Here is a 6,520-nt window from a genome sequence, read left to right as displayed (position 1 = left end):
AAGCGCCACTCCTGCCACAGATTGACGCCCCACACGCCACCGATACCGGCGCCTGCACGGCCACGGGTAATCCAGTGAAATTCGGTCATGCCAGTCTCTCCGCGCCTCTTGTCGGGCGCCCGACGACGCGGGAGCTTAGCCGATGGCGCGGCTTACGACTAGGGGGCGGCGCGGCCAGACCTTATGCGCGTCGAGCCCGGAATCAGGCATGCCCGTGGCAGAAAAACAGCTGGCGCAAGGCACCGCCATGCAAGATCAAGGACTTGACCGCGCTCCCCCGGCAGCAAGGCAAGGCATCCAGGCAGTCTTCGCCGGCAGATGGCGCCAGCCAGCAGCGGAAAAATTACCGCCGCCCGCCCTTTTCACGCAGCCTTTGCAGGGCCGGCTCGGCAGCGGGTGACTGCTCGAACAAGGCACTGATCTGTGCAACCCGCTGGTGAACAATGGCGAGGCAAGCCGCTTCTTCCTTCTTGCTCATCGACAGCGCCAGAAAATGACGCTCCAGATCATCCTGCAGGCCGGTCAGCACCTCGCTCAAGGTCAACTTGCGCACCTGCCAGGCCTGATCCAGCTTGTCCAGAGCCCGTGCCGCAGCATCCACCTGTTCGCCCAAACCGAAAAGGGCTTGCTGGCGCTGTTGCAGCAACTGGTCGGTTTCAATTGCCGCCGCCCGCGATGACAAGGCCTCGCCGATCACCGAGGCCTTGTCGGCAACACGCTGAGCCTGCACCTGGTTATCTACCGGCAGATTGCGCAACAGGATGGAGGCATGGCTGAAATTGAGCACCATGCGCGAACCGAGCTGGAACTTCGGCCCGACCAAGCGCAGATTGTGCAGGATCGACACTTCCAGCGGGGTGGCATGGCCTTTGCGGCCAAGGGTGATGGCATCCTTGCCGGCGCGCACCTGGGCATTGGCATCGATGCCCCAGTCACCCAAGGCATCCACGCCTAGTTGCGCCAGCGACAGCAGGTCGGTAGCGGTACCGGCTTCGCGCAGCGCTTCCAGCGCTACACTCAGCTCCCCCAGATTGACGCTATGCGCCTGGGCGGTGCGATGCAGGGCAGCGCGCTCGTGTTCGAGCCGCTTGTTGCGCGTAACCCACTCCAGCACCACGGCCACCTTGGCGAGAAACTCATCGGCCAGCATGGACTTGAGAAAGAAATCACTACCGCCCGCCTCATACGCCTCGATGCGGTTGGCGAGGGTATCGTGGCCGCTGTGAAATACCACCGGAATCGCCTGCAAATCGCTCAGCGCCTTCAATTCACGGCACAGATCGATGCCATTGCCATCGGGCAGTTCGATATCCAGCACGATCAGGTCGGGCTGTATGCGTCGCACCAGATCGACAAGCTGGGCTGCGCGATCGCTGGTTTCAACCTGGTAATGCGGGCCAAGCAGTCCGGTCAGGCGCCGCAGCTGGATGGCATCATCATCGACCACCAAGATCTTTGCGGAAGCCATGTAATCCCCCTCGGGCGTTGTGGATGTTCTTCGCCGGCAGTGAGGCCGGACCGGGTGATGCATGGCGATGCCGGGCGCAGCAAACTCCCAGCGCATGCTCACCCGGGTGAGAATAGGCAGCGAACTGCCAGCAGGCAAGCAGGCCTGCCGATGACAGTGCTCAAGCGGTCAGCCGCTTGAATGGCGTGCCGCTGCTTGGCAGCATGCTTCTGCGCGGCGATTTTGGTCGATGACTGAGCGTCGCAATGCGGCGCAGCAAGGTGTTCCGGTCGTTCAAGCGCGTCGGGCGATCAAATGCAGCATGCGAAATGGCTGCCCTGCCTCATTGGTGCCGGCGGGTATCTGTTGCCAATCCCACAGCGGTGAAACCGGCACAGAACGCCAGCGCCCGCCGGCATCGCGCGTGGGCGTCACCATGGTATAGCCATGACCGAGGAACAGACCCAGCACGCTTTGCAAAGGTCGATTGGCAACGGCATGCAGCTCCACCGCCCAGCTGTGCACATCGGCCATCAGGCCAAGGCACTGCTCCAGCACCGGATACTCATGGCCTTCGATATCGAGCTTCACCACCGTAGCATGCGGGACCATATCGGGAAGCGCGCGGCAAGGAACCTGCAGCAAGGGCATATCGGCCGAGCCGGCCTGATCGCTCACCATGCTGTTCAGTCCATAGCGCCGGCTGCGTGCAACGGCCAGGTTTACTTCACCCGTAGCGGTGGATACTGCCTCGGCAATCACTTTCCAGTTTTTCGCCTGTGCCTTGGCGATCCGCTGCCGAATCCGCCGCACATTGTCAGCCAGCGGTTCAATCGATATCACCTGGTTGCTGCCCCGCCCCGCATCCCAGAACAATTGCGACAGCTCACCGATATTGGCACCGACATCGGCCACGATCTGGCCGCGCAGATTGATTTCATCGAGATACCAGCGATGTTGCGCCTTCATGACCCTGCCTATCCGATTCTGCTGTTTGCCAAGGAATGAACACTGCCCGCCGGTACACACCGGCGATGCAATGCCCGCGCTGCACGACGCTATGGCGTCGCCATTTCCAGCGCCTGCTCGATATCCACCGCCACCACCCGGCTCACCCCCTGCTCCTGCATGGTAATGCCGATCAGCTGGTCAGCCATTTCCATGGTCAGCTTGTTGTGGCTGATATAGAGGAACTGGGTGCGTTCGGCCATGCGTTTGACCATTTCGCAAAAGCGAGCGGTATTGGCGTCATCCAGTGGCGCGTCCACTTCGTCGAGCAGGCAGAACGGCGCCGGGTTAAGCCGGAATAGCGAAAACACCAGGCTCAGCGCAGTCAGCGCCTTTTCGCCGCCGGACAGCAGGTGGATGGTGGCGTTCTTCTTGCCGGGCGGCTGCGCCATGATCTGGATGCCGGCATCGAGAATCTCGTCCCCGGTGAGAATCAGCTCGGCATGGCCGCCACCGAACAGGGTGGGAAACAACTCCTGCAGGCTGGCATTGACCGCATTGAAGGTATCTTGCAACAGGGTGCGGGTTTCGCGGTCGATCTTGCGGATGGCCGATTCCAGCGTGTCCATTGCCTCCACCAGATCATTGGCCTGGGCATCGAGATAGCTCTGCCGCTCGCGCGCCGCATTCAATTCTTCCAGCGCTGCCAGATTGACATTGCCAAGGCCGCTAATCGCCTGGGTGAGCCGGCCGATTTCGCTGACCAGGCTGGATACTTTCAGGCCATTGCCGATCAGCGGCAGCAAGGCCGCCACATCGGCCTGCGCCTCTTCAAGCTCCTGGGTAAAGCGCTCCAGCGCCAGCCGCGCCTCCTGCTCTTTCAGGCGCAATTCGCCAACCTTGTCGCGCAGCGGATCAAAACCCGATTCGACCTGCTGCTTTTCCAGCTCCGTCTCGCGCAAACGATTGGCCGCCTGGTTGGCGCCATCGCGCGCCGCCGCCAGCAGCCGCTCCTTTTCCGCCCGGGTGTCGATCGCCTGCTGAAAGCCGATATCGAACTCGCCTTCGTCTATGCCTTCCAGATCGAAGCTGGCCTCTTCCAGTCGCAGGCTGGCTTCCTCTACCTGTCGGGCGAGGTCGTCGCCGCGCCGGTTCAATTCACCAAGCCGCGCTTCGGCGGACTGACGGGCAAACGCCGCTTCCTGGGCGATGCGCTCGGTCTGGCGCAGGCGGCTGCGATGCACATCCAGCGCCGTGCCGGCCTCCACCCGTGCCAGCTTCACCGCCTCCACTGCGCGCTCCAGCGCCGGCAGATCGGCACTGGCCGCCTCCATATCGGCCTGTACTTCCTCGCGCTCCAGCGCCAGCTCGGCCGCTTCAGCCTGTAAGGCGTCAAGCTCCTGCGCCAGCGCATCGCGACGGCTCTGTGCCTGCTCCAGCTGCTGGCTCAACCTTGCCACCTCCACATGGCGCTCGCCACGCTGATGGCGCAAGGCCTCCAGACGGGTGCGCGCATGCTTGAGCTCGGCATGCAATTCGCCCTGGTGCTGCTCGGCGGCGTGCAGGGCGGTGCTGGCTTCATCCAGCATCGGGCCGAGTTCCGCCAGACGCTCGGCCAATTCGCCCAGCTCCCGCTCGCGTTGCAGCACGCCGCCCAGTGCGCCATCGGGCGCATGAAAATAGAGGGCGTGGCGGCTGGCCGCATGGCCTGATCGCGCCAGTAACAATACTTCTGCCGGCATGCCGGCCTGCATGGTGGGTAAATCCTGGTCGTGCTCGACACACCACACACCGGCCAGCCAGTCGGCCAGGGCCGCCTGCACGGCGCTATGCTCGCTGCTCACCCGCTCGGCCAGGGGCCTGCCGCCGCTGGCACGCAAGCGCGCCTGCCAGGCCAGGCTCGCATCATCGTCGATACGCCCGGCAGCAGCGGCGAGGCTGGCGGCCGGGTCAAGCACGGTCTGGCGGGCCGGCGCCATGCGAGCGGGCTCGGCCAGCTTGCCGATCACCGCGTTCATCCGCTCGCGCAGCAGCGCTTCCACCGCGTTTTCCCAGCCACTGGCAATGCTGAGCTGGCGAAACAACCTGGGCGCATCAGCCAGGCCTTGTTCGAGCAACCAGCCATCCAGCGATTTATCCTTGGCCGCCTGTGCCTGCAATTTGCCCAGCGCCTCATGGCGCGCGGTGGTCTCGGCACGTTCGGCGCGCAACTGCTCGAGCTGGCGGCGCCGATCATTGCGTGTCGTCTCGGCCTCATGCAGGCCGGTTTCCAGGGCATGCAGACGCTGCTGTGCTTCTTCCTGAGCCAGACTCAGCTCTTCCAGCTCGAACTGCTTCTCGGCCAGCAGCTCGGCATCAGGCACCGGCAGATTTCTCAGCTCGCCATCCAGTCGCTCGCGCCGCTGCTGCAGGGCTTGCAGGCTGCGCGCCAGATGCTGCAATTGTTGCTCGGCCAGCTGCCGGCCCTGGCGGGCATGCGAGAACGTCAGCTGTGCCTCGGAAAGCTCGCCATCCACCCGGCGATAAGCCTCCTCCAACGTTGGCAGATCGGTTTGTTCCGCCACCAGGGTGAGCTGGATGTCTTCCTGTGCCAGCACCGCTTCATCCAGCTTGAACTGCCACTGCTCGCGCTCTTGCGTCAGCTGTTGTTGCTGGCGCCCCAGCTCATCCAGCCGTTGCCGCGCCTGGCCTTGCTGCTGGGTAAGCCGCTGCCGGGTCTCGCGCAAATGCAGCAGCTTCTGCTCCAGCCTTGCCACGGTGGCGCTGGCATCGGCCAGCACGGTTTGTGCCGCGTCTACCTGGTCGGTGGCGTCGTAATGCGCCTCGCGCAATAGCTCGATATTCGCTTCGATCTCGCGCAGGCGGGCAGTTTGCGATTCCAGCGCGGTGCTGGCGGCGGCGATATCGGCGCGGGCAGTGGCCGCCTCGCGTTCGGCATCGAGCTTGCGCTGCAGGGCCAGCAGATTCTGCTTTTCTGTAATCTGCGCCTTCAATTCATTGAAGCGCGCCGCCACACCGGCCTGGCTTTCCAGCTTTTCCAGCTGCGCCGTCAACTCCTGGCGGATATCGTCCACCCGCGCCAGATTCTCGCGGGTATCGGCAATGCGACTTTCCGTTTCCTTGCGGCGCTCCTTGTACTTGGATACGCCGGCCGCTTCTTCCAGAAAAGCGCGCAATTCCTCCGGCCGCGCTTCGATGATGCGGCTGATCATGCCCTGCTCGATCACCGCATAGCCCTTGGTACCGACGCCGGTGCCCATGAACAGGTCGGCAATATCGCGGCGGCGGCACTGCAGATTGTTGATGTAGTAGGACGACTCGCCCTGACGGGTCAGCATGCGCTTGATGCTGATTTCGCCATACTGGCTCCAGGCGCCGGCGGCCCGGCCTTCGGCATTGTCGAATACCAGCTCCACCGAAGCGCGGCTGACCGGCTTGCGGCTATTGGAGCCGTTGAAAATCACATCCTGCATCGATTCGCCACGCAGCTGGCGCGCCGACGATTCACCCAGCACCCAGCGTACCGCATCGATTACATTGGATTTGCCGCAGCCATTGGGCCCGCACACCGCCACCAGTTGCCCCGGCACCGGAATCGCGGTCGGGTCGCAAAAGCTCTTGAAACCGGCAAGTTTGACGTGGGTAAGGCGCACAGCAGCCAATGCAGGAGGATGGGGCTGCGGATTGTAAACGAAGCCGGCGCTGCGGCTATGATTGGACTTTGTTACCAGGCATGGTCAATCCGGACCATGCCACATTATCCGAGCCTGCCATGAAGCGCCTGATCCAGCTTGTGCTGGTTTTCTTCCTGCTGACCAGCTTGGCCGCCTGTGGCCGGCGCAGCCACGAACTGCCACCGCTGCCGGCTGGCGCCACCGTATTGGCTTTTGGCGACAGCCTGACCTTCGGCACTGGCGCCGCGCCGCAGGAAAGCTATCCGGCGGTGCTGGCCAGCCTGATCGGCCGGCCGGTGGTCAATGCTGGCATCCCCGGCGAAACCACCGCCGATGGTCTGGTGCGCTTTCAGGCGACCCTGCAGGAACACCGCCCGGCACTGATCATCCTGTGCCTGGGTGGCAATGACTTTCTGCAGCACCAGGGCGAGTCGGAGACCGTTGCCAATCT

4 protein-coding genes are annotated in these 6,520 nt (G+C 63.5%); 1 reads left to right on the top strand and 3 read right to left on the bottom strand.

The annotated features are described in order from the left end of the window. Positions 1-343: 343 nt before the first annotated feature. The 3 genes from ACE3OH_RS17705 to smc all read right to left on the bottom strand — a co-directional run bounded on the left by ACE3OH_RS17705 (position 344) and on the right by smc (position 6,048). Complete coding sequence (locus ACE3OH_RS17705) at positions 344-1,468, bottom strand: PleD family two-component system response regulator (protein WP_374356173.1); 1,125 nt, start codon at positions 1,466-1,468, stop codon at positions 344-346. Between the two features lie 273 nt (positions 1,469-1,741). After that, a complete protein-coding gene (locus ACE3OH_RS17700; RefSeq protein WP_374356170.1) occupies positions 1,742-2,416 on the bottom strand; it encodes an FkbM family methyltransferase in 675 nt (224 codons plus the stop codon). An 89-nt stretch (positions 2,417-2,505) separates the two neighbouring features. Then, positions 2,506-6,048, bottom strand: coding sequence for a chromosome segregation protein SMC (gene smc, locus ACE3OH_RS17695; protein WP_374356166.1), 3,543 nt, complete (start codon positions 6,046-6,048; stop codon positions 2,506-2,508). 119 nt (positions 6,049-6,167) lie between these two features. Here smc and ACE3OH_RS17690 point away from each other — a divergent pair. Further along, a partial coding sequence (locus tag ACE3OH_RS17690) for a GDSL-type esterase/lipase family protein (RefSeq protein ID WP_374356163.1) occupies positions 6,168-6,520 on the top strand: 353 nt, incomplete at its 3' end.

The sequence above is a fragment of the Chitinimonas sp. genome (genome assembly GCF_041904975.1).
Classification (GTDB): Bacteria; Pseudomonadota; Gammaproteobacteria; order Burkholderiales; family Chitinimonadaceae; genus Chitinimonas.
The sequence above is the reverse complement of the archived record's forward strand: the minus strand, read 5'-3'. Positions and strand labels throughout refer to the sequence as shown.